This is a genomic window from Agrobacterium sp. H141, from assembly GCF_057158725.1.
The window spans coordinates 534,065-553,593 of sequence record NZ_CM169893.1; the positions used below are offsets into that span (position 1 = coordinate 534,065).

General features: G+C 56.3%; 19 protein-coding genes. 17 read left to right on the forward strand and 2 right to left on the reverse strand.

The annotated features are described in order from the left end of the window. The first annotated feature begins 6 nt into the window (after nt 1-6). On the forward strand, nt 7-651 hold the full coding sequence (locus ACWPM9_RS02305) for a class I SAM-dependent methyltransferase (RefSeq protein WP_484756612.1): 645 nt from the start codon (nt 7-9) through the stop codon (nt 649-651). 14 nt (nt 652-665) lie between these two features. On the opposite strand, the gene ACWPM9_RS02310 is transcribed toward ACWPM9_RS02305, so the two are convergent. Beyond that, complete coding sequence (locus tag ACWPM9_RS02310) at nt 666-1,085, reverse strand: hypothetical protein (protein WP_484756613.1); 420 nt, start codon at nt 1,083-1,085, stop codon at nt 666-668. Nucleotides 1,086-1,390: 305 nt separating this feature from the next. On the opposite strand from ACWPM9_RS02310, the gene sdhC reads away from it, so the two are divergent. The 16 genes from sdhC to ACWPM9_RS02390 all read left to right on the forward strand — a co-directional run bounded on the left by sdhC (nt 1,391) and on the right by ACWPM9_RS02390 (nt 18,355). Next, on the forward strand, nt 1,391-1,786 hold the full coding sequence (gene sdhC, locus ACWPM9_RS02315) for a succinate dehydrogenase, cytochrome b556 subunit (protein WP_428188180.1): 396 nt from the start codon (nt 1,391-1,393) through the stop codon (nt 1,784-1,786). Nucleotides 1,787-1,799: 13 nt separating this feature from the next. Beyond that, entirely contained in the window at nt 1,800-2,180 is a 381-nt protein-coding gene (gene sdhD / locus ACWPM9_RS02320) for a succinate dehydrogenase, hydrophobic membrane anchor protein (RefSeq protein WP_428188181.1), read from the forward strand. 6 nt (nt 2,181-2,186) lie between these two features. After that, the gene (gene sdhA, locus ACWPM9_RS02325; RefSeq protein ID WP_428188182.1) at nt 2,187-4,028 is read left to right on the forward strand and encodes a succinate dehydrogenase flavoprotein subunit; all 1,842 of its coding nucleotides are present in this window, start codon (nt 2,187-2,189) and stop codon (nt 4,026-4,028) included. An 18-nt stretch (nt 4,029-4,046) separates the two neighbouring features. Continuing rightward, the gene (locus ACWPM9_RS02330; RefSeq protein WP_428188183.1) at nt 4,047-4,826 is read left to right on the forward strand and encodes a succinate dehydrogenase iron-sulfur subunit; all 780 of its coding nucleotides are present in this window, start codon (nt 4,047-4,049) and stop codon (nt 4,824-4,826) included. 205 nt (nt 4,827-5,031) lie between these two features. Then, a complete protein-coding gene (locus tag ACWPM9_RS02335; protein WP_428188184.1) occupies nt 5,032-5,541 on the forward strand; it encodes a protease inhibitor Inh/omp19 family protein in 510 nt (169 codons plus the stop codon). Nucleotides 5,542-5,585: 44 nt separating this feature from the next. Continuing rightward, complete coding sequence (gene zapE / locus ACWPM9_RS02340) at nt 5,586-6,749, forward strand: cell division protein ZapE (protein WP_484756614.1); 1,164 nt, start codon at nt 5,586-5,588, stop codon at nt 6,747-6,749. A 181-nt stretch (nt 6,750-6,930) separates the two neighbouring features. After that, complete coding sequence (gene mdh / locus ACWPM9_RS02345; RefSeq protein ID WP_428188186.1) at nt 6,931-7,893, forward strand: malate dehydrogenase; 963 nt, start codon at nt 6,931-6,933, stop codon at nt 7,891-7,893. A 31-nt stretch (nt 7,894-7,924) separates the two neighbouring features. Continuing rightward, on the forward strand, nt 7,925-9,118 hold the full coding sequence (gene sucC, locus ACWPM9_RS02350; RefSeq protein ID WP_484756615.1) for an ADP-forming succinate--CoA ligase subunit beta: 1,194 nt from the start codon (nt 7,925-7,927) through the stop codon (nt 9,116-9,118). Between the two features lie 18 nt (nt 9,119-9,136). Next, the gene (gene sucD, locus ACWPM9_RS02355) at nt 9,137-10,039 is read left to right on the forward strand and encodes a succinate--CoA ligase subunit alpha (RefSeq protein ID WP_484756616.1); all 903 of its coding nucleotides are present in this window, start codon (nt 9,137-9,139) and stop codon (nt 10,037-10,039) included. A gap of 168 nt (nt 10,040-10,207) precedes the next feature. Further along, nucleotides 10,208-13,192: a 2-oxoglutarate dehydrogenase E1 component gene (locus tag ACWPM9_RS02360; protein WP_484756617.1), complete on the forward strand. Its 2,985-nt coding sequence runs from the start codon at nt 10,208-10,210 to the stop codon at nt 13,190-13,192. Nucleotides 13,193-13,250: 58 nt separating this feature from the next. After that, nucleotides 13,251-14,480, forward strand: coding sequence for a 2-oxoglutarate dehydrogenase complex dihydrolipoyllysine-residue succinyltransferase (gene odhB / locus ACWPM9_RS02365; RefSeq protein ID WP_428188190.1), 1,230 nt, complete (start codon nt 13,251-13,253; stop codon nt 14,478-14,480). A gap of 11 nt (nt 14,481-14,491) precedes the next feature. Further along, nucleotides 14,492-14,905: an MAPEG family protein gene (locus tag ACWPM9_RS02370; RefSeq protein WP_484756618.1), complete on the forward strand. Its 414-nt coding sequence runs from the start codon at nt 14,492-14,494 to the stop codon at nt 14,903-14,905. Continuing rightward, on the forward strand, nt 14,902-15,546 hold the full coding sequence (locus tag ACWPM9_RS02375; RefSeq protein WP_428188192.1) for a LysE family transporter: 645 nt from the start codon (nt 14,902-14,904) through the stop codon (nt 15,544-15,546). The genes ACWPM9_RS02370 and ACWPM9_RS02375 overlap by 4 nt, the downstream gene beginning before the upstream one ends. A 14-nt stretch (nt 15,547-15,560) precedes the next feature. Beyond that, a complete protein-coding gene (locus ACWPM9_RS02380; protein WP_428188193.1) occupies nt 15,561-16,313 on the forward strand; it encodes an SDR family oxidoreductase in 753 nt (250 codons plus the stop codon). Between the two features lie 24 nt (nt 16,314-16,337). After that, entirely contained in the window at nt 16,338-17,744 is a 1,407-nt protein-coding gene (gene lpdA / locus ACWPM9_RS02385; RefSeq protein WP_484756619.1) for a dihydrolipoyl dehydrogenase, read from the forward strand. 116 nt (nt 17,745-17,860) lie between these two features. Continuing rightward, nucleotides 17,861-18,355 (forward strand): cytochrome b, encoded by a 495-nt coding sequence (locus ACWPM9_RS02390; protein ID WP_428188195.1) that lies wholly within the window; start codon nt 17,861-17,863, stop codon nt 18,353-18,355. Between the two features lie 21 nt (nt 18,356-18,376). Here ACWPM9_RS02390 and ACWPM9_RS02395 read toward each other — a convergent pair whose 3' ends face one another. Beyond that, nucleotides 18,377-19,459, reverse strand: a complete 1,083-nt coding sequence (locus tag ACWPM9_RS02395; RefSeq protein ID WP_484757575.1) for a TraB/GumN family protein — start codon at nt 19,457-19,459, stop codon at nt 18,377-18,379. Between the last annotated feature and the right edge of the window lie 70 nt (nt 19,460-19,529).

Here is a 19,529-nt window from a genome sequence, read left to right on the forward strand (position 1 = left end):
TGACCCGTGAAAACGGATCCAGAGCGTTTCATTCTTGAGAATACGTCGCTGATGGCGCCACCGCATGTGCCAGAAATTCGTCTTTGGCTTGCGAGCGAAGTCCATGACCTGTGGCTTAAAACCGAAGGCGAGCTTGAGGCACTGGGTTTGCCGCCGCCGTTCTGGGCGTTTGCCTGGGCCGGCGGGCAGGGACTTGCGCGCTATGTTCTGGATCATCACGACATTGTTAGAGGAAAGCGTGTGCTCGATTTTGCCAGTGGTTCTGGTCTGGTTGCCATTGCAGCGGCAATGGCGGGTGCCGTGCATGTGGCAGCAGTCGACATCGATCCGTGGGCAGCCGTTGCGATTACGTTAAACGCAGCACAGAACAAAGTCGCTCTGGAATGCATGCAGGGGGACATTATCGGGACGATACCGGATGCGGACGTGATTCTCGCAGGCGACGTTTTCTATGATCGTGCCTTTGCGGATCTGATCGTTCCATGGTTCGAAGCAGCTGCGGCTGCCGGCATCACGATTCTTGTGGGAGACCCCGGTCGGGCTTACTGCCCTAAGGACCGTCTTGAATTCGTCGCGGCTTATGAAGTGCCTGTCACCCGTGTGCTCGAAGATAGCGAGATCAAGAAGACGACGGTGTGGCGCTTCGCTTGAGAGTACCCTTTGGGTTAGGGACGAATCACACAGACGCCCGCTTCGTAGGTGCAGGCCTCATTTCCCTGCTCCGAGACCACAATAATGCGGGCTTTCGGTGCTATCGTCGATTTAACGATCCTGGGCTCGCCGCGATCCACACCAAAATAGGTTCCATTGCCCGGCACCCGGTAGGCTGAGATCGATCCGGAATAGGTTCCGATCCCGGGCAGAACGGTAATCGATCCACCGCCGACAATGATACCGGGATTCGGGCGCGGTCCGGAATGCCAGCCACCACGGTCGTGATGTCCGTGCCGCTGATTGCCGCCATTGTGATCGCTATGACTGCGTTCAAAACGATAGCTATTGCCCGCATATGCAGTGCTTGCAGCCGAAGCCATCAGCAGACCTGCCAATATTGCCGTGAGCGATGTGGTGATACGCGATACCATGACCTCATCCTTGCGTTAAATTCTTGGTTAGCGAATTCTTAACGCAAAACTGCTCTAGTTTCCACTGTCGGTCATTTTCGCCAGATGCAATCTTTGCGGCGCTGGAGCTTGTGACTTACAATCCAGTCCTGGCCGGCAACGGCATTCATCCGAATCGATTAAATTGAAAAATGGGGTGCAATAGTGCTTGTGGTTCGGTAATTCGACTATTAAAGCATGCCCTATGATGCAATGCATCCTATCTATAAGCGTTGCATTGTCTGGGATTCCTTTCTCGGAATGCACTTGAACGCCGTGAGGTAGCGATGGCGAACGTGACGAACAAACGGCCTTTGTCGCCGCATCTTCAAATATACAAGCCGATACCAACGATGGTGATGTCCATCATGCACCGCATTACCGGCGGCGCATTGTATTTCGGCACAATTCTCGTGGCTTGGTGGCTGATTGCCGCATCAACCGGTGCAACCTATTTCGATTGGGTGAGCTGGTTCATGGGCACGATCATCGGTCGTTTGATCCTGTTCGGCTACACCTGGGCGTTGGTCCATCACATGATTGGCGGTCTTCGCCACTTCATGTGGGATCTGGGTTATGGCTTCGACAAGGGATTTTCCACCAAGCTCGCCAAGGCGATGCCCGTCGCCTCGATTGCACTCACCCTTGTTATCTGGGTGATCGCATATCTGGTTCGGTACTGAGGGGGTTAAGATCATGGATATGCGCACCCCTCTGGGTAGAGTTCGCGGTCTCGGTTCGGCCAAGGAAGGCACGGATCACTTCTGGCGTCAGCGTTTGACGGCCGTTGCCAATGTGCCGCTTCTGATTTTCTTCGTGATTTTCCTGATCTGTTACGCAGGCGCCCCGTATGGCGAAGTCGTGACGGCGCTGGCAAACCCCTTTGTTGCCGTGGTCATGGCACTGGTCATCGTATCGGGCCTGATCCATATGAAGCTGGGCATGCAGGTCATCATCGAAGATTATGTGCATGCAGAGGGCCTGAAGATCGTTCTCCTCATGTTCAACACGTTCTTCGTGATTCTCGTTGGCGGGCTCTGTCTTTTCGCCATCTTGAAAATCGCATTCGTAGGATAATTCAATATGGCAGCGACATCCTCCACCGCACCGAACGGCAAGCCCTATACCTATGTCGACCATTCTTATGATGTGGTCGTCGTCGGTGCTGGCGGCGCCGGTTTGCGCGCGACGCTTGGAATGGCCGAGCAAGGCTTCAAGACAGCCTGTATTACCAAGGTCTTCCCAACCCGTTCTCACACCGTCGCAGCGCAGGGCGGCATTGCTGCTTCGCTGCAAAACATGACGCCGGACAGCTGGCAGTGGCATCTCTATGACACGGTCAAGGGTTCTGACTGGCTGGGCGATGTCGACGCCATGCAGTATCTCGCCATGGAGGCGCCTAAGGCCGTCTATGAGCTCGAGCATTACGGTGTGCCCTTCTCGCGAAACGAGGAAGGCAAAATCTATCAGCGTCCGTTCGGCGGTCACATGCAGAACTATGGTGAAGGCCCGCCGGTTCAACGCACGTGTGCAGCTGCCGACCGTACCGGACACGCGATCCTGCACACGCTTTATGGCCAGTCGCTGAAGCACAATGCGGAATTCTTCATTGAATATTTCGCGCTCGACCTGATCATGTCGGACGATGGTCGTTGCACCGGTGTCGTGGCCTGGAACCTCGATGATGGCACAATCCATCGCTTTTCTGCCAAGATGGTCGTTCTGGCGACGGGCGGCTATGGCCGTGCCTATTTTTCGGCAACGTCTGCCCATACCTGCACCGGTGACGGCGGCGGTATGATTGCGCGTGCCGGTCTTCCTCTGCAGGACATGGAATTCGTTCAGTTTCATCCCACCGGCATTTACGGCGCTGGTTGTTTGATCACGGAAGGCGCGCGCGGCGAAGGCGGTTATCTCGTTAACTCCGAAGGCGAGCGTTTCATGGAGCGTTACGCCCCGTCGGCCAAGGACCTGGCGTCTCGCGACGTTGTTTCGCGTTGCATGACCATGGAAATCCGTGAAGGTCGTGGCGTTGGCAAGAACAAGGACCACATCTTCCTGCATCTCGATCACCTTGATCCGGCTGTTTTGCACGAGCGTCTTCCCGGTATTTCCGAGAGCGCCAAGATTTTTGCCGGTGTCGACGTGACGCGCGAGCCGATCCCGGTTCTTCCGACTGTTCACTATAATATGGGCGGTATTCCGACCAATTACTGGGGCGAAGTGTTGAATGCCGATGCCGATAATCCGGAGCGCATTGCGCCTGGTCTGATGGCTGTTGGCGAAGCCGGTTGCGCCTCCGTACACGGGGCCAATCGTCTGGGTTCAAACTCACTGATCGACCTTGTGGTCTTTGGCCGTGCCGCTGCAATCCGTGCCGGCCAGATCATCGACAAGTCTGAGCCGGTGCCTGCGCTCAATATCGCAGCCTGTGACAAGATCATGGAACGCTTCGACACAATCCGCAATGCCAGCGGGTCGACCCCCACTGCGGTGCTGCGCGACAAGATGCAGCGCGCCATGCAGGAGGACGCAGCTGTGTTCCGCACACAGGAAGCGCTGGAATCAGGTTGCCGCCGTATTTCCGCGATCTGGAAGGAATTGCCAGACATCAAGGTCACCGACCGTTCGATGATCTGGAACTCCGATCTCGTGGAAACGCTTGAGCTTTACAATCTGATGGCCAATGCAATCACAACGGTTTACGGCGCCGAAGCGCGCAAGGAAAGCCGTGGATCGCATGCGCGTGAAGACTATACAGATGGTCCGTTTGGCGGGCGCGATGACGTGAATTGGCGCAAGCATACACTCGCATGGCTGAACGAAGCCGGTGACGTCAAGCTCGACTACCGCCCTGTTCATACCGAACTCCTCGCTGATGGCATCGATCCCAAAAAGATCGAGCCAAAAGCTCGCGTCTACTGATCTTGAGAGGAATAAACCATGGTTGAACTCACTCTCCCAAAGAATTCTCAGGTCAGCGAAGGCAAGGTCTGGCCAAAACCAGACAGTGCCAAGAACGTTCGGGAATACCGCGTCTATCGGTGGAGCCCTGATGATGGCGAAAATCCACGTATCGATACCTACTACATCGATATCGACGATTGTGGCCCGATGGTTCTGGATGGCCTGCTTTACATCAAGAACAATATCGATCCGACGCTGACGCTGCGCCGCTCCTGCCGTGAAGGCATCTGCGGCTCTTGCGCCATGAATATCGACGGCACCAACACGCTGGCCTGCACCAAGGGTATGGAAGAGATTGGCGGAACCGTTAAGGTCTATCCGCTGCCACATATGCCCGTGGTCAAGGATCTGGTTCCGGATCTCAGCCAATTTTACGCCCAGCATCGCTCGATCGAGCCTTGGCTGAAGACGGTTTCTCCACCTCCTGCAAAGGAATGGAAGCAGAGCCATGACGATCGTCAGAAGCTCGACGGTCTTTATGAGTGCATTCTTTGCGCGTGCTGCTCGACGTCCTGTCCGAGCTATTGGTGGAATGGTGACCGCTATCTGGGGCCAGCTGTTCTGTTGCAGGCCTATCGTTGGCTGATCGACAGTCGCGACGAATCGACCGGTGAGCGTCTGGATAATCTGGAAGATCCATTCAGGCTCTATCGCTGCCACACAATCATGAACTGTACGCAGGCTTGCCCCAAGGGTTTGAACCCGGCCAAGGCGATTGCCGAAATCAAAAAGATGATGGTCGAGCGGCGGGTTTAGTCGCCCGCGGTAAGGCTTAATCGAGAAAATAGGAGGAACTGGCAGGGTTGATACAAGTTTTGGAACTTCTCTGCCAGTTTCGAGTTGTAAAATTAGTAAGGGGTGTAATCCACATTCTTTGTTGTTTTGCATCGTTAATTGACGATAATTTCGCCGTGTTTGTTCGAAACAGTCCGGCTAGAAGCGGTAACCCGGGAGTGTGACGATGGAAATGAAATACGCAGCGGCAGGCCTTATGATCGGACTGTCGTTGGCCGGGTGTCAGCGTACATCTTACAGCGGCTACAACAATTCCGAGCAGGCTTTGCCTCCACTGCAGGCCCAGCCTGTTCCAACAGTTGAATCCGGGCAATTGCCGGATCCGACTATGGCTAACCCGACGCAATTCCCTCAGGCTCCGGCTGACGCAGCGGGCGCCATTCCGGCGACTGCCCAGGATGTGACCAAGGAACAGATGGTTGGCAACTGGCGCGTGGCGAATGGTGCTGCCAATTGTGACATGTTCCTGACGCTTACAAATCTCGGATCTGGCTCGCGCGGCGGAACCCGTGGCTGCGTTGGGCCGCTCACGACCATGGGCTCATGGGAAGTTGCCGGCAAGCAAGTCGTGCTCAAGGATCGCAACGGCAATGTCATCGGACGCGTCTACAAGACCGCGGATGCACGCTTTGACGGTACCACCAACACCGGTCAGCCGATCAGCCTGAGCCGGTAATCACCCTCCAAGCAGCCTAGGTGACCGCGCCGGGGAGCTATTGCATGCAGCCAATGCCTGATTACGCGCTAAGCGTCAGCGAGCAGCTTACCTCGCAGACCAGCGTCGGCAATCTGCGCGCTGACCCGGAGCAAATGAGCGTCGCGAAACAGCTCGACCGTATTCTGGCGGAGCTCAAAGAGGAGCGACCTGCCACGAAGGCGAGTGCGCTCGGCTGGATGTTTGCCAAGCGGCGACCGAAACAGGCATCCATACGTGGACTATATGTCCACGGGAGCGTCGGTCGCGGCAAGACCATGCTGATGGACCTTTTCTTCAAGCTCGCTCCGATCGAGAAAAAGAGGCGGGCGCATTTTCACGAATTCATGGCGGATGTGCATGCGCGGGTTCATGCTCATCGACAGAAGCTGAAGAACGGTGAGACGAAGCAGTCGGACCCTGTGCCGCCAGTCGCAGAAGCGCTGATGGCCGAGGCCCGTCTCTTATGTTTCGATGAATTTTCGGTCACGGACATCACCGATGCGATGATCCTGTCGCGCCTTTTTGCCGAGCTTTTCGACCGTGGATGCATTCTTGTTGCGACGTCGAATGTCGAGCCCCGCAATCTTTATCGCGACGGATTGAATCGCAGTCTTTTCCTGCCTTTCATCGACATCCTGGAAAAGTACGTGGATGTGGTCACGCTCGACTCACCCACCGACTACCGGATGGAAAAAATCAGCCGTCTGCCCGTCTATATGGCGCCGCTCAGCGAAGAGACCGAGCGGGGCATGGATGATGCCTGGGCTGAGCTTTCCGGTGGCAAGCACGTATCTTCTGACGAGATCCAGATGAAAGGACGCACCGTCCATGTTCCGCGTGCGGCTGGCGATGTTGCCCGGTTCAACTTCTCCGATCTCTGCGAAAAGCCGCTGGGTGCCAGTGATTTCCTGGCAGTCGCAGAGCGATATGATACCGTTTTCGTCGATAACATCCCCCATCTCGGCCCGGAACGACGGAACGAGACCAAACGGTTTATCACTTTGATCGATACGTTTTACGACAAAGGCGTGCGTCTCTATGCTTCTGCCGTCAGTGCACCTGAGGCTCTGTTGACAGAGAAGAAGGGCGTCGAAGGATTTGAGTTCGACCGCACAGTTTCGCGGCTGTTTGAGATGCGTAGTAAAGAATATTTGTCCAAACACACGGCGACGCAGTCAGAAATGTGAAAATTCTGTGAATGAAAATATTACGTTTACGTAAGAATTTATCGACTTAACCGATTGAAATTGCTCATCCGAAAATTATCGGTTGCCATTTTTTGCTATCAGGTCTATGCGATCTAACCCAATGGAGGACCTCTGTGTTGGGAGGGCCGCCTTGGTTTTGGATCTAAAAGGAAGCACTTCAATGGCGCGCAATAAGATCGCACTTATCGGCTCTGGAATGATCGGTGGTACGCTGGCCCATCTGGCTGGCCTCAAGGAACTTGGCGATATCGTTCTCTTCGACATCGCTGACGGCATTCCACAGGGTAAGGGCCTCGATATTGCCCAGTCCTCTCCCGTTGAAGGTTTTAACGCCAATCTTACCGGAGCAAGCGATTACGCAGCCATCGAAGGCGCGGATGTTTGCATCGTCACTGCCGGTGTGGCCCGCAAGCCCGGCATGAGCCGTGACGATCTGCTCGGCATCAACCTCAAGGTCATGGAGCAGGTTGGCGCCGGCATCAAGAAATACGCACCAAACGCATTCGTGATCTGCATCACCAATCCGCTTGATGCAATGGTCTGGGCTCTGCAGAAGTTTTCGGGCTTGCCTAAGAACAAGGTTGTCGGCATGGCCGGCGTTCTGGATTCTTCGCGTTTCCGCCTGTTTCTTTCCCAGGAATTCAACGTTTCCGTACAGGACGTCACGGCCTTTGTGCTTGGCGGCCACGGTGACACCATGGTGCCTCTCGCTCGCTATTCGACCGTTGGCGGCATTCCGCTCACAGACCTTGTCAAGATGGGCTGGGTCACCAAGGAGCGGCTTGAAGAGATCATTCAGCGTACCCGCGACGGCGGCGCTGAAATTGTCGGTCTGCTGAAGACAGGTTCTGCCTATTACGCGCCTGCTGCCTCTGCCATCGAGATGGCGGATGCCTACCTCAAGGACAAGAAGCGTGTTCTGCCTTGCGCAGCTTACCTCTCCGGTCAGTACGGCGTTAAGGACATGTATGTCGGCGTTCCGGTCGTGCTGGGTGCCGGTGGCGTCGAGCGGATCATCGAAGTCGAATTCAACAAGGCTGAAGAAGAAGCCTTCCAGAAGTCCGTTGGCGCTGTTGCCGGCCTTTGCGAGGCCTGCATCAACATTGCTCCGGCATTGAAGTAAACGCCTTACGGCCCAAGACAGGGACAAGACGATGAATATTCATGAATATCAGGCCAAGGCTCTGCTGAAGAGCTTTGGTGCACCGGTCGCGGAAGGTGTCGCGATCCACAAGGTCGAAGAGGCCGAAGCTGCCGCGAAAAAGCTTCCGGGCCCGCTCTATGTGGTCAAGAGCCAGATCCACGCTGGTGGCCGCGGCAAGGGCAAGTTCAAGGAACTTGGTCCCGATGCCAAAGGTGGCGTTCGTCTGGCGAAGTCGATCGAGGAAGTTGTTTCTCACGCCAAGGACATGCTCGGCAATACGCTTGTAACTGCGCAGACCGGCGATGCCGGCAAGCAGGTCAACCGTCTCTACATTGAAGACGGTGCAGACATTTCGCGCGAACTTTACTGCTCGCTGCTGGTTGATCGTTCTGTTGGTCGCGTTGCTTTCGTCGTATCGACGGAAGGTGGCATGGACATTGAGGCTGTTGCCCACGATACGCCTGAGAAGATCCACACGATTGCCATCGATCCGGAAACGGGTGTGACGGCTGACGATGTTGCTGCGATCTCGAAGGCTCTCGAACTCGACGGCGCCGCTGCCGAGGACGCAAAGTCGCTCTTCCCAATCCTCTACAAGGCGTTCAGCGAGAAGGATATGGCTCTTCTCGAGATCAACCCGCTGATCGTTATGGAAAATGGCCATCTGCGTGTTCTCGATGCCAAGGTCTCTTTCGATGGCAACGCGATTTTCCGTCACGATGACGTCAAGGAATTGCGCGACGAGACCGAAGAAGACGCCAAGGAAATCGAGGCCTCCAAGTGGGATCTCGCTTACGTGGCTCTTGATGGCAATATTGGCTGCATGGTCAATGGTGCCGGTCTCGCCATGGCGACGATGGACATCATCAAGCTTTACGGCAAAGAACCTGCAAACTTCTGCGACGTCGGCGGTGGTGCCGGCAAGGAAAAGGTTGCAGCTGCATTTAAGATCATCACGGCTGACCCGAAGGTTGAAGGCATCCTCGTCAATATCTTCGGCGGCATCATGAAGTGCGACGTTATCGCTGAAGGGGTTGTGGCTGCCGTACAGGAAGTTGGCCTGAAGGTTCCGCTGGTCGTTCGCCTTGAAGGTACGAATGTCGAACTTGGTAAGAAGATCCTGAACGAATCGGGTCTGGCGATCACTGCAGCAGACGACTTGGACGACGCGGCCAAGAAGATCGTCGCTGCGATCAACGCCTAATTTGAAGGACCGGAAATTATGTCCATTCTTGTAAATAAAGACACCAAGGTCCTGGTTCAGGGCCTGACCGGCAAGACCGGTACATTCCACACCGAGCAGGCGCTTGCCTATTACGGCACGCAGATGGTTGGCGGTATCCATCCGAAGAAGGGTGGCGAAACCTGGACCGGTTCGAAGGGCGAAAGCCTGCCGATCTTCGCCTCGGTTGCTGAAGCCAAGGAAAAGACCGGTGCGGACGCATCCGTGATCTACGTTCCGCCGGCAGGTGCCGCAGACGCCATCATCGAAGCGATCGACGCTGAGATCCCGTTCATCACCTGCATCACCGAAGGTATTCCGGTCATGGACATGGTGCGGGTCAAGGCCAAGCTCGACAAGTCGAAGTCGCGCCTTTTGGGTCCGAACTGCCCGGGTATCCTGACGCCGGAAGAGTGCAAGATCGGCATCATGCCGGGCTCGATCTTCCGCAAGGGTTCGGTTGGTATCGTTTCCCGCTCGGGTACGCTGACTTACGAGGCCGTCTTCCAGACCACCAATGAAGGTCTTGGCCAGACGACTGCTGTCGGTATCGGCGGCGACCCGGTCAAGGGCACGGAATTCATCGACGTCCTGGAAATGTTCCTGGCAGACGATGCGACCCAGTCGATCATCATGATCGGCGAAATCGGTGGTGCAGCCGAAGAGGAAGCAGCACAGTTCCTGATCGACGAAGCCAAGAAGGGCCGCAAGAAGCCAATGGCCGGCTTTATCGCTGGTCGTACCGCGCCTAAGGGCCGGACCATGGGGCACGCTGGCGCCGTTGTTTCTGGCGGCAAGGGTGACGCGGAATCGAAGATCGCTGCCATGGAAGCAGCCGGTATCAAGGTTTCGCCTTCGCCGGCACGTCTTGGCACCACACTGGTCGAAGTCCTCAAGGGCTGACCCTATATATGTAAACAGGAGCCGGGCAGGGAGCGTTAACCAACCCTTTGCCCGGATCCGGCACTTTAGCCACTCCTAAAAGCTTTTCGCTTGACGGAACAGTGCGGCAGGTCGGGCATCCGGCCATTTCTCAGGCAGGAGGCGGACGCAGGACGTTCGCGTATCATCATGGGTAGGCAAGAAGCCAACGAGCAGTTTCAGATCACGTCCTTTCTCGACGGTGCCAATGCAGCCTATATCGAGCAGCTTTATGCGCGATATGAAGAAGATCCTGCATCAGTGTCCGACGAGTGGCGCGCATTTTTCAAGGCATTGGCCGATAATCCGGACGATGTGAAGAAAGCCGCAGCCGGTGCGTCATGGAAGCGAGATAACTGGCCAGTCGCGGAAGGTGGCGATCTTGTGTCGGCGCTGGACGGTGACTGGGCTGAAGTCGAGAAGGCTGTCGAAAAGAAGGTGAAGGCCAAGGCCGAAACCTCCGGTAAGCCCGTTTCTGAAACAGAAGTCCTTCAGGCGACCCGCGATTCGGTGCGCGCCATCATGATGATCCGTGCTTATCGTATGCGCGGACACCTTCATGCCAATCTCGATCCGCTGGGTCTTGCTGCTCCGGTCGACGACTACAATGAACTGTCGCCTGCTGCTTATGGCTTTACCGAAGCCGATTACAGTCGCCGGATTTTCATCGACAATGTTCTTGGTCTCGAATACGCGACCATTCCCGAAATGCTCGATATTCTGAAGCGGACCTATTGTTCCACGCTCGGTGTCGAGTTCATGCATATCTCAAACCCGGAAGAAAAGTCCTGGGTTCAGGAGCGCATCGAAGGCCCCGGCAAGGGCGTTGAATTTACGCCGAACGGCAAGAAAGCGATTCTCGCAAAACTGGTCGAGGCTGAAGGCTTCGAGCAGTTCATTGACGTCAAGTACAAAGGCACCAAGCGCTTCGGTCTCGACGGTAGTGAGTCGCTGATCCCTGCCCTTGAGCAGATCATCAAGCGCGGTGGTTCCGAAGGCCTTGAGCAGGTCGTACTCGGCATGGCCCACCGTGGCCGTCTCAATGTTCTCTCGCAGGTGATGGGCAAGCCCCATCGCGCGATCTTCCATGAGTTCAAAGGCGGCTCGTTCAAGCCTGACGAAGTCGAGGGTTCTGGCGACGTCAAGTATCACCTCGGTGCTTCCTCGGACCGCGAATTTGACGGCAACACAGTCCACCTGTCTTTGACGGCCAACCCGTCGCATCTTGAGATCGTCAATCCTGTCGTTATGGGCAAAGCCCGTGCCAAGCAGGACCAGCTTGCCAAGGTGATGGACGGCGACATCGTACCGCTTAAAGAACGCGCCAAGGTGCTACCGCTGCTGCTCCACGGTGATGCAGCCTTCGCAGGCCAAGGCGTCGTTGCGGAAGTCCTCGGCCTGTCGGGTCTGCGCGGTCACCGTGTTGCCGGTACCATGCATTTCATCATCAACAACCAGATCGGTTTCACGACCAATCCGGCGTTTTCGCGTTCGTCGCCCTATCCGTCGGATGTGGCAAAGATGATCGAAGCGCCGATCTTCCATGTTAACGGCGATGATCCGGAAGCGGTCACTTATGCCGCGAAGATCGCAACCGAATACCGGATGAAGTTTCACAAGCCTGTCGTCGTCGACATGTTCTGCTATCGCCGCTATGGCCATAACGAGGGCGATGAGCCTGCGTTCACGCAGCCCAAGATGTACAAGGCGATCCGTCAGCACAAGACAGTGACCGAAGTCTATGCTGCGCGTCTGATTGCCGAAGGCCTGATCAGTGAAGGCGAATTCGAAAAGATGAAAGCCGACTGGCGCGCTCATCTCGAGCAGGAGTTCGAGGCAGGCCAGTCCTACAAGCCCAACAAGGCTGACTGGCTGGATGGCGTGTGGTCCGGTCTTCGCACTGCCGACAATGCCGATGAGCAGCGTCGTGGCAAGACGGCCGTGCCAATGAAGACATTGAAGGAAATCGGTCGCAAGCTATCGACCATTCCAGAAGGCTTCCAGGCCCACCGTACAATCAAGCGCTTCATGGATAACCGCGCCCAGATGATCGAAACGGGTGAAGGTCTCGATTGGGCAATGGCGGAAGCCCTTGCATTCGGCACACTTTGCTATGAAGGCACCAAGGTTCGTCTGTCCGGTCAGGACTGTGAACGCGGCACCTTCTCGCAGCGGCATTCGGTCCTGTACGATCAGGAGACAGAAGAGCGCTTTATCCCGCTGTCCAATCTGGCTCCCAATCAGGGACGATATGAGGTCATCAATTCGATGCTGTCGGAAGAGGCAGTTCTCGGTTTCGAATACGGTTACTCGTTGGCCCGTCCGAGCGCGTTGACACTCTGGGAAGCCCAATTCGGCGACTTCGCCAACGGTGCCCAGGTGGTGTTCGACCAGTTCATCTCTTCGGGTGAACGTAAATGGCTTCGCATGTCTGGCCTCGTCTGCCTCCTGCCGCATGGCTATGAAGGTCAGGGTCCGGAACATTCGTCTGCGCGCCTTGAACGCTGGCTGCAGATGTGTGCGGAAGACAATATGCAGGTTGCCTACTGCACCACGCCTGCCAACTATTACCACATCCTGCGTCGCCAGATGAAGCGTGACTTCCGCAAGCCGCTGATTCTGATGACTCCTAAGTCCCTGCTGCGCCACAAGCGTGCCCAGTCGAGCCTCTCCGAGCTTGGCGGCGAGTCGTCGTTCCACCGTCTTTTGTGGGATGATGCCGAGGTCATCAAGGATGGTCCGATCAAGCTGCAGAAGGACAACAAGATCCGTCGCGTCGTCATGTGCTCGGGCAAGGTCTATTATGATCTTCTGGAAGAACGTGAGAAGCGCGGCATCGACGATATCTATTTGCTGCGTATCGAACAGCTCTATCCTTTCCCGGCCAAGGCGCTGATCAACGAACTCAGTCGCTTCCGTAATGCGGAGATGGTCTGGTGCCAGGAAGAGCCCAAGAATATGGGTGCCTGGTCGTTCATCGATCCATATCTGGAATGGGTTCTTGCCCATATCGATGCCAAGTACCAGCGCGTACGTTACACCGGTCGTCCTGCAGCCGCATCGCCGGCAACAGGCCTGATGTCCAAACATCTGGCTCAGCTTGAGGCCTTCCTCGAGGATGCGCTGGGGGGCTGATTGCTTCCCTTCGCCGACCATTCGACAGAAACAGAACCTGATCAACGGAATTGATATCATGGCTACTGAAATCCGCGTCCCCACTCTGGGTGAGTCCGTTAGCGAAGCCACAATCGGCACCTGGTTCAAGAAGGTTGGCGACACGGTCAAGGCCGATGAGCCGCTTGTTGAGCTTGAAACCGACAAGGTGACCGTTGAAGTTCCGGCACCAGCGTCCGGCGTGTTGACCGAAATCGTTGCTGCTGAAGGCGAGACGGTCGGTCTCGATGCTCTGCTCGGCCAGATCGGTGAGGGCGACGGTTCCGCCGCTGCTCCGGCTGCTGAAAAGCCAGCCGAAAAGCCTGCTGCCGCCGCACCGGCTGAAGCTGCTGCTCCTGCGGCCGCTGCTTCCGGCTCTTCGATGCCCGCTGCGCCTGCGGCTTCCAAGATGATGGCTGAAAACAACATCAGCGCCGACCAGGTCGATGGTTCCGGCAAGCGCGGTCAGGTGCTCAAGGGCGACGTGATTGCAGCCATGGCCAAAGGGTCGACAGCTTCTGCTCCGGCCCCGTCCGCCGCGCAGCGTGCACCGTCTTCAGCCGATGATGCGAGCCGCGAAGAGCGCGTCAAGATGACCCGCCTGCGCCAGACCATCGCCAAGCGCCTCAAGGATGCGCAGAACACGGCCGCCATGTTGACCACCTATAACGAGGTGGACATGACCGCGGTCATGGATCTTCGCAAGAAGTACAAGGACATTTTCGAGAAGAAGCACGGCGTGAAGATGGGCTTCATGGGCTTCTTCACCAAGGCAGTCACGCATGCGCTGAAGGAAATTCCTTCCGTCAATGCTGAGATCGATGGCACCGACATCGTCTACAAGAACTTCTGCCACATCGGCATGGCCGTCGGTACCGACAAGGGCCTCGTTGTTCCTGTGATCCGGGATGCCGACCAGCTTTCGATCGCTGGCGTCGAGAAGGAACTTGGCCGTCTTGCCAAGGCTGCTCGCGATGGCGCTCTCAGCATGGCCGACATGCAGGGTGGCACATTCACCATCACCAATGGTGGCGTCTATGGTTCGCTGATGTCTTCGCCGATCCTGAATGCACCGCAGTCGGGTATCCTCGGCATGCACAAGATCCAGGAACGTCCTGTTGCCATCGGTGGCCAGGTGGTGATCCGTCCGATGATGTATCTGGCACTGTCCTACGATCACCGTATCGTCGACGGCAAGGAAGCGGTTACCTTCCTGGTGCGCGTCAAGGAAAGCCTGGAAGATCCGGAACGTCTGGTTCTCGATCTTTAAGGAGTGCTTTGATGGATCCCTCTTCGGCGGATGCTGCGCAACTTCTGATCGTGCTGGCAGGCAGCGCCATTCTTCTGGTGTTCCATGTCCTGCTACAAGGGGGGCTCGCAACGCGTGAGCTCGGCGTCGATTGGAATGCTGGGCCGAGAGACGGGAACCAGCAGCCCAAGGGCAAACTTCCGGGGCGCGCTGCGCGCGCTTCGGAAAACTATCGTGAAACTTATCCGGCTTTCATTTCTCTTGCGGCAGCACTTTTCTTCACGGGTGATGTATCCGGTTTGGGCATCGTGGGGGCATGGATCTGGTTCCTCTGCCGGCTCGTCTATATCCCTCTCTATCTCGCCGGTATCGCCTATATCCGGTCGCTAGTCTGGCTGGCTTCCCTTCTCGGCCTGCTCCTGATGATCATCGGAGTATTCTTATGACACATCAGTATCTTCTTGAGCTGGCTTCCCTGATGGCGATCTTCAGTTTCGGTATCGTCGCGCCGGGCGCGGATACTGCGATGGTGATGCGCCAAGCCGTCGTTCATGGCAGACGGGCCGCCATTCTCACGAGCTTTGGCATCGGCACCTCGCTCATGTTTCATGTCGCTTACACGATTTTGGGCCTCGGTCTCGTGATTTCCCAGTCGATCATGCTGTTCAACCTGATCAAGTGGGCGGGCGTTGCCTATCTGATCTATATCGGCATTCAGGCGCTTCGCGCTGGCTCCACATCTCTGGATGTTTCCGCCCTTGGAGATAAGCAGGAATTATCGCGGCAATCCACAGTCAAGGGATTCGTGCTCGGTTTCATGGCCAATGCCCTCAATCCGAAGCCGGTCTTCTTTTTTCTGTCGATCTTCTCCACGGTCGTTTCGCACGATACGCCGGCCTCGGTGAAATTCGCCTACGGCCTGGTTATGGCAGGCTGCCTGATCGCCTGGTTCGTCGCCATGTCCTTCGTGCTGACGATACCGCGTATGCGGGCGATCTTTCAGCGGTCCTCAAAATGGATCAATCGCGCAAGCGGAATGGTCTTCATCGCGTTCGGATTGAAACTTGCGGCGCAGAAGGCGTCGTGAGGGAGGAATTGCTGATGGATCAAAATCCTGTTCTCCTCGTCACTGGTGCAAGCCGTGGCATTGGCGCCGCCGTTGCATCGAAGGCCGCCGAACAGGGGTGGACTGTACTTGTCAATTATGTGCAGAACGAAAGTGCGGCCAGGTCTGTCGCTGACCAAATCACCGCAAACGGCGGCAGCTCCCGTATCGTTCAGGGTGATACCGGCACGGAAGAGGGAATTGCCGCCATCTTCGCCGCCGTGGACCGTGAGTTCGGACGTATCGATGGGCTCGTCAACAATGCTGGTGTAGTCGACCAGACGGCTCGTGTAGACGAGATGTCCCGGGAACGGCTGGAGCGCATGTTCGCAATCAATGTGATAGGCAAGATCCGCTGTGCTACCGAAGCCGTCAAACGCATGTCCACCCGCCATGGTGGCAAGGGCGGCGTCATCGTCAATATCTCCTCCATGGCCGCCGTCCTCGGGAGCGCCGGACAATATGTGGACTATGCGGCGGCCAAGGGTGCCGTCGATACCTTTACCATCGGGCTGTCCCGCGAGGTCGCGGCGGAAGGTATTCGCGTCAATGGAATCCGACCCGGTATCATCAATACTGATATTCACGCCTCCGGCGGTCTGCCGGAGCGTGCGCGGGACCTGGCACCAACGGTGCCCATGCAACGCACCGGAACGGCGGAGGAAGTGGCGGATGCGGTTGTTTACCTCATCTCGTCCCGTGCCTCCTACGTGACCGGTGCAATCTTGAATGTGAGCGGCGGCAGATAGCGCCGAAATCGAAGGACGTCATCCATGGCTTATGATCTTGTTGTAATCGGAAGCGGCCCCGGCGGCTATGTCTGCGCAGTCAAGGCTGCTCAGCTTGGTCTGAAGGTCGCGGTGATCGAGAAGCGCGCTACCTATGGCGGCACATGCCTGAATATCGGCTGCATTCCATCAAAGGCGCTGCTGCACGCATCCGAAATGTTCCATCATGCCGGTCATGGGATGGAAGCTCTGGGCGTTGAGGTTGCCGCGCCAAAGCTCAATCTTGGAAAGATGATGGAGCACAAAGAAGCCACCATAAAATCCAACGTCGATGGCGTGGCCTTCCTGTTCAAGAAGAACAAGATTGACGGCTTTATCGGAACGGGCAAGATCGTTGCCGCCGGCAAGGTGTCGGTCACAGCCGACGATGGCAAGGTCGAAGAGCTTGAAACCAAGAACATCGTCATCGCGACGGGGTCAGATGTTGCGGGCATTCCCGGTGTTTCTGTCGACATCGACGAGCAGGTGATCGTTTCCTCTACCGGCGGTATCTCGCTGTCAAAGGTGCCGGAGAAGATGGTTGTCGTCGGCGGTGGCGTGATCGGGCTTGAACTTGGGTCGGTATGGATGCGCCTCGGATCCAAGGTGACGGTTGTCGAATATCTCGACAATATTCTCGGTGGCATGGATGGGGAAGTATCCAAGCAGTTCCAGCGCATGCTGGCCAAGCAGGGCATGGAATTCAATCTCGGTGCCAAGGTAACCGGTGTTGAAAAGGCGGAGTCGGGCGCAAAGGTTACCTTCGAGCCAGTCAAGGGCGGCGATGCCACGACGATCGACGCGGATGTCGTTCTCATTGCAACGGGCCGCAAGCCTTACACGGCTGGTCTCGGCCTCGAAGAAGCCGGTGTTGTGCTCGACAATCGTGGGCGTGTAGAAATCGATGCGCATTTCAAGACCAATGTCGACGGCATCTATGCCATCGGTGATGTGGTCAAGGGACCTATGCTGGCGCACAAGGCTGAAGACGAGGGCGTGGCGCTCGCTGAAATCCTGGTCGGTCAGCACGGGCATGTGAATTACGACATCATTCCGGGCGTCGTCTACACCCAGCCGGAAGTTGCCTCCGTCGGCAAGACCGAGGAAGAGCTGAAGGCGGCAGGCGTTTCCTACAAGGTTGGCAAATTCCCCTTCATGGCGAATGGCCGTGCGCGTGCCATGCTGGCAACTGACGGCTTCGTGAAGGTTCTGGCCGACAAGGAAACAGATCGCGTGCTTGGTGTTCACATCGTTGGCCTGGGCGCCGGCGAAATGATCCATGAAGCGGCTGTGCTCATGGAGTTCGGCGGATCCTCTGAAGATCTGGGACGCACCTGCCACGCGCATCCAACAATGTCGGAGGCCGTGAAGGAAGCGGCCATGGCGACATTCTTCAAGCCAATCCATATGTAATTCTGTATTTTCGAATTTAACTGTATTTATATAAGAGCCGCGCCTTGCAAGCCAAGACGCGGCTCTTGTCGTTGATGAGGGCGTTTCAAGCGAAGTATTTGACAAAGGTCAATAAAATGCCGAGTTCTAACTCCTACAGCATCCCTCAGAAAGCGCTGCACTGGACCATGGCCGCGCTGATCTTCTTCAACCTTATCCTCTCGGATGGGATGGAAATCTGGAACAGAACAGTTTCCCGTGGGGAAACGCCGACAGTGGACCAGATTTCGTCTGCCAATATTCATGCCTATGTGGGCATCGCCGTTCTCTGTCTTGCGATCCTGCGTCTTTTATTGCGCCTCTTTCAGGGCGGCCCATCGGTGCCGGCTAATGAGCCGCCGCTTGCCAAGATTGCTGCCAAGGTCACGCATGTGACGTTTTATCTGCTGTTCTTCCTTTTGCCTCTGACCGGCATTGGGCGCTACTATTTTGGTAACGAGACAGCGGGCGAACTGCATGGCGGACCGTTGAAGCTGGTCTTGTGGGCGCTGATTGTTCTGCACATCCTCGCTGTCCTCGTTCATCACTTCATCTGGAAAACCGATGTGGCGACGCGGATGACGAAGGGCTGAGATATTATCTGCTTATGGAGGTCACTGCGTCACCGCGGTGACCTTGAAGCCCTTGTCTCGCAATAGCTCCACCAGACCTTCGTCGCCCGGCAAATGCAGAGCGCCAACGGCAATGAACACGTTGCCTTCTTCCAGGATAGGCGTGCTGCGATCTGCCATCACATGGTTTCGGTCTGTGATGATCCGCTTTTCGAAGTCTGCGTAGGCGCTATCGTCTTTTTCGCCCGTCGGAGCGGTTGCCTCCAGCATGGGCATGGTCATGCCGATGTCACCGGACAGATAGAGCTCCGTCATGGTGTACATGACATCCTGCATCTTATCCCCGAGCACTAATGTTTCGATCAGTGCCTGAAGGTGGAATGATGTTGGCAATTCACTCATGGCCGTCAGCTGTTCGACCAGGGTTTCCAGACCCTTGACCTGCTTGCCATCCGCGATGGCATCCTCGGCGATTTTTTTGTCCAGGAACGATGCGCCTTGGGCTTTGCGGGCGAGTTCACAGGCCGGCATTGCGACGAAACTTGCGATCATCCATGGCTGCATGCGCGACACGGCCTCAAGTGGTATGCCACGTTCTGCCAAGCCGGCTTTTAATTCGGCAGTCTCGTTATTGTCGAGGAAATCGCTGATCGTCTTTCCATTGGTAAACATGGAGAGCTCAGGCTTCATGAGAATCGAAGCGGCGGCCTTCTTCTCGTCCAGTATCTCGTCAGACTCGATCACGACTGTCGCCGATTTGTCGAAAGCCGACTTGGCGCCGGCTGGCATAACCAGCACACGCGGGTCGGTCACATGCATTGTGCCAAGCAACCACGAGGGCTCAAGCCCTGGCTTCTCGATCTTCCAGAGCAGGCCCTTGCCGTTTGGCACGGCGTCGCCTTTGTCCACGATTGCCTGATAAGCTGGCGGATCATTCTGCTTCAATTCCTGAAGCAGATCGGTGCCGCGGCATGACGCGCCGTCGTCAGCACGCGCCGACGACAGTGTGGAAAATGTCAAAAATAACGTGAGGAGCAGCGCCAGGGGCAACAGAATTGCCAGCAACAGCAGGGCATCTGTAACCTTTTGAACAATGTGGGATGCCGTGAAGGCATCGGTGCGCATTACCGTCATGGTCGCTCAATTCCTCTGGGTATTGCGGGCAAAATAAGCCCGATGCCCTCATGTTCCTTTA

Excerpts from the sequence above, each read along its gene's own strand:
- ACWPM9_RS02390 (WP_428188195.1), top strand. The coding sequence starts at position 17,861 with ATGCCGAGTTCTAACTCCTACAGCATCCCTCAGAAAGCGCTGCACTGG.
- ACWPM9_RS02310 (WP_484756613.1), bottom strand. The coding sequence starts at position 1,085 with ATGGTATCGCGTATCACCACATCGCTCACGGCAATATTGGCAGGTCTG.
- ACWPM9_RS02330 (WP_428188183.1), top strand. The coding sequence starts at position 4,047 with ATGGTTGAACTCACTCTCCCAAAGAATTCTCAGGTCAGCGAAGGCAAG.
- sucC (WP_484756615.1), top strand. The coding sequence starts at position 7,925 with ATGAATATTCATGAATATCAGGCCAAGGCTCTGCTGAAGAGCTTTGGT.
- mdh (WP_428188186.1), top strand. The coding sequence starts at position 6,931 with ATGGCGCGCAATAAGATCGCACTTATCGGCTCTGGAATGATCGGTGGT.
- ACWPM9_RS02360 (WP_484756617.1), top strand. The coding sequence starts at position 10,208 with ATGGGTAGGCAAGAAGCCAACGAGCAGTTTCAGATCACGTCCTTTCTC.
- ACWPM9_RS02335 (WP_428188184.1), top strand. The coding sequence starts at position 5,032 with ATGGAAATGAAATACGCAGCGGCAGGCCTTATGATCGGACTGTCGTTG.
- sdhA (WP_428188182.1), top strand. The coding sequence starts at position 2,187 with ATGGCAGCGACATCCTCCACCGCACCGAACGGCAAGCCCTATACCTAT.
- ACWPM9_RS02370 (WP_484756618.1), top strand. The coding sequence starts at position 14,492 with ATGGATCCCTCTTCGGCGGATGCTGCGCAACTTCTGATCGTGCTGGCA.
- zapE (WP_484756614.1), top strand. The coding sequence starts at position 5,586 with ATGCAGCCAATGCCTGATTACGCGCTAAGCGTCAGCGAGCAGCTTACC.
- ACWPM9_RS02380 (WP_428188193.1), top strand. The coding sequence starts at position 15,561 with ATGGATCAAAATCCTGTTCTCCTCGTCACTGGTGCAAGCCGTGGCATT.
- sdhC (WP_428188180.1), top strand. The coding sequence starts at position 1,391 with ATGGCGAACGTGACGAACAAACGGCCTTTGTCGCCGCATCTTCAAATA.
- sucD (WP_484756616.1), top strand. The coding sequence starts at position 9,137 with ATGTCCATTCTTGTAAATAAAGACACCAAGGTCCTGGTTCAGGGCCTG.
- sdhD (WP_428188181.1), top strand. The coding sequence starts at position 1,800 with ATGGATATGCGCACCCCTCTGGGTAGAGTTCGCGGTCTCGGTTCGGCC.
- odhB (WP_428188190.1), top strand. The coding sequence starts at position 13,251 with ATGGCTACTGAAATCCGCGTCCCCACTCTGGGTGAGTCCGTTAGCGAA.
- lpdA (WP_484756619.1), top strand. The coding sequence starts at position 16,338 with ATGGCTTATGATCTTGTTGTAATCGGAAGCGGCCCCGGCGGCTATGTC.
- ACWPM9_RS02375 (WP_428188192.1), top strand. The coding sequence starts at position 14,902 with ATGACACATCAGTATCTTCTTGAGCTGGCTTCCCTGATGGCGATCTTC.
- ACWPM9_RS02395 (WP_484757575.1), bottom strand. The coding sequence starts at position 19,459 with ATGCGCACCGATGCCTTCACGGCATCCCACATTGTTCAAAAGGTTACA.